Source organism: Kribbella sp. NPDC050241 (genome assembly GCF_044459685.1).
Classification (GTDB): Bacteria; Actinomycetota; Actinomycetes; order Propionibacteriales; family Kribbellaceae; genus Kribbella.
Window position 1 is genome coordinate 1 of sequence record NZ_JBITJE010000032.1, and the last position, 2,738, is coordinate 2,738.

4 protein-coding genes are annotated in these 2,738 nt (G+C 66.3%); 3 read left to right on the forward strand and 1 reads right to left on the reverse strand.

What is annotated here, in order from left to right; translation table 11 throughout:
- Positions 1 to 123: 123 nt before the first annotated feature.
- Positions 124 to 837 (forward strand): helical backbone metal receptor, encoded by a 714-nt coding sequence (locus ACIBG5_RS43605; protein WP_396397992.1) that lies wholly within the window; start codon positions 124 to 126, stop codon positions 835 to 837.
- A gap of 63 nt (positions 838 to 900) precedes the next feature.
- Complete coding sequence (locus ACIBG5_RS43610) at positions 901 to 1,077, forward strand: hypothetical protein (RefSeq protein ID WP_360447898.1); 177 nt, start codon at positions 901 to 903, stop codon at positions 1,075 to 1,077.
- 7 nt (positions 1,078 to 1,084) lie between these two features.
- On the opposite strand, the gene ACIBG5_RS43615 is transcribed toward ACIBG5_RS43610, so the two are convergent.
- Complete coding sequence (locus tag ACIBG5_RS43615; protein WP_131350493.1) at positions 1,085 to 1,582, reverse strand: NUDIX hydrolase; 498 nt, start codon at positions 1,580 to 1,582, stop codon at positions 1,085 to 1,087.
- Positions 1,583 to 1,739: 157 nt separating this feature from the next.
- On the opposite strand from ACIBG5_RS43615, the gene ACIBG5_RS43620 reads away from it, so the two are divergent.
- Positions 1,740 to 2,642: an aldo/keto reductase gene (locus tag ACIBG5_RS43620; protein WP_396397993.1), complete on the forward strand. Its 903-nt coding sequence runs from the start codon at positions 1,740 to 1,742 to the stop codon at positions 2,640 to 2,642.
- The last annotated feature ends 96 nt before the right edge of the window (positions 2,643 to 2,738 follow it).

Genomic DNA, 2,738 nt, shown 5'->3' on the forward strand with positions numbered 1-2,738 from the left:
CCCTCACGCAACACCAACGCAGCAGCAGGACGATTGGCCATGCCTCATCATCCCAACCACCAACCGTAAATCAACTAACGACGCGCGGCACTAGACAAGCCGCGAGACGACCTCGGAGACGTCGTGGAGACGCCGTCCGAAGTGCTGCGCGTGGTCAGCATCGTGCCCTCGTTGACGGAGTCGATCGCAGCAACGCACGCACACCTGATCGTTGGTGCGACCGACTGGTGTACGCATCCCGCGGACCTCGATGTGACGCGCGTTCGCGGCACCAAGAATCCCGACGTCGAACTCATCGCAGCACTCGCGCCGGACGTCGTGATCGCGAACGCCGAAGAGAATCGCGTCGTCGATCTCGACGCGCTGCGCGGTCGCGGAATCGCGGTGTGGGTGACCGCACCGACGACCGTCGACGAATCACTCGACTCACTCGAACGCATGCTGTCCGCGATCATCGGCGGCGTACCCGACTGGTTGACCAGCGCTCGTGCGGTGTGGAGTTCGCCGTACGACGGAATACGCCGGCGCGCGGTGATACCGATCTGGCGGCGGCCGTGGATGGCGTTGGGACGCGACACGTTCGCGGGTGATCTGCTCGCCCGGATCGGTATCGACAACGTACTGCGGGATTCCGGCGAACGTTATCCGCGGTTCGATCCGGACGCGTTACCCGACCACGATCTCGTCGTACTGCCGGACGAGCCTTATGCGTTTTCCCCCGGCGACGGGCCGGAAGTGTTCGCGCAGCCCGCGCGCTGCGTGTCGGGCCGGCACCTGACTTGGTACGGCCCGTCGTTGCTGGAAGCACGGGAAGTGCTCGGCGGACAACTGGAGTGACGTCCGCCACGATCCCTGCCCGCTCAGCTAGACGGTTAGGTATGCCTCACCTACACTCGCTGCGTGCCGTCGATGACCGCGAAGAAGAAGTGCTGCAAGGACAAACCGAGGTGCAAGAAGTGCCCGGTCGTCCTGCTGCGGCTGTCGAAGGCCGGCTGTGCGGAACGGCTCGATCGCGTGCACTACGAGGTCGACAAGAAGGTCCCGAAGAAGGTGCTGAAACAGGCCCGCAAGCGCTGACCGGGGATCAGGACGCGCGGCGCAGGGTGATCGCGTCGACGGCCCGGCGCAGCAGTCCCGGGATCGTGACGTGCGCGGCGCGGCCGGTCGCCTCCAGTTCGTCCGCGTGCCACCAGCCGTGTGCGCTGATCGTCTCCAGTTCGAGCTCTTCCTGGTTGGCGAACGTCACCTCGACGCCGTCCACCCCGATCGCGAAGAACGTCTGCCGCTGAATGATCGGGCAACCGCCCCACTCGAACTCGATCGTGTTCGTCGCGACCGGATCGCCGAGCGAGTCCGGCGGCAGCACGATGCCGACCTCCTCGCGAAGTTCGCGCGTGCCGGCTTCGGCGAGCGTTTCCCCGTCGTTCACCGCGCCGCCGATGGTGAACCAGTACGGCGTCTGCGGTTTCAGCGGATCCCAGCCGTGCAGCAGCAACACCTTGCCGTCCGGACGCACCGGGAGCACGCGCGCCGTCGTCCGTCGGACGACGGTGCCTGGTGGTGGCAGACGTGGATCGGTCACATGACAAAACGCTAGACGACACAGGACATCCGCCGCTGCGCGATGCGGCGCGTCTCACACTGGTTGCCTCGTGCCCCGTAAGGAAGTTGGTCAGCTGAGAGCTTGGTGCCCCTTGAGGGAAGAAGGAAAGAGAGGGTGAGGTGGGAAGATCGAAGCCATGACAGCGCGTATCGGTTTGGGTCTGGCGGCATTGGGTCGGCCCGGGTACATCAATCTCGGGCACGACGAAGACCTTCCGCCGGCGCGTGCGGTCGAGGACCTTCGCCGGCGTACGCACGATCTGCTCGACCAGGCGTGGCACGCCGGTGTCCGGTACTTCGACGCCGCGCGTTCGTACGGACTCGCCGAGACGTTCCTCGGTGAGTGGCTGACGCCGCAACGCCGTACCGAACTCACCATCGGCTCCAAGTGGGGCTACACCTACGTCGCCGACTGGCGGACCGATGCCGCGACGCACGAGGTGAAGGACCACTCGCTCGCGACGTTCGAACGGCAGTGGCCGGAGACCCTTCAAGCGCTTGGTGGACCGCCGGACTTCTACCTCGTGCACAGCCTCACGTCGGACAGCCCGGCGCTCGGCGACAAGCAACTGCTCGACCGGCTGCAGGAGCTCGTGGACAGCGGCGTACGCGTCGGATTGTCCACCAGCGGACCGCACCAGGCCGAGACGCTGCGCACGGCGATCGAGCTCGATGGCCCGTTCAGTGCGGTCCAGTCCACCTGGAACGTGCTGGAGACGTCCGCCGGCGCCGCGCTGGCCGAGGCGCACGACGCCGGCTGGTTCGTCGTCGTCAAGGAAGTTGTGGCGAACGGACGCCTGACCGCGAAGGCGGGCGAGACGCCGTTCAACGCGTTCGCCCACCAGCACGGCGTCGCACCGGACTCGCTCGCGATCGGCGCCGCCGTCGCGCAGCCGTGGGCCGACGTCGTACTCAGCGGCGCGATCACCGCCGAGCAACTCGCCAGCAACCTCGCCTTCCACGTCGACGGCCCGCTCGTCGAGTTCGTCCAGCAACCCGACGAGTACTGGACCGAACGCTCAGCCCTCCCCTGGATCTAGTTGTACTCGGTCACTAGGTTGGTGACAGTCGGCTGGTTGGCGGGAGGCCGCCGAGTGCGGTGTGTCGGCGTTGATTGTTGTAGAAGTCGAGCCAGG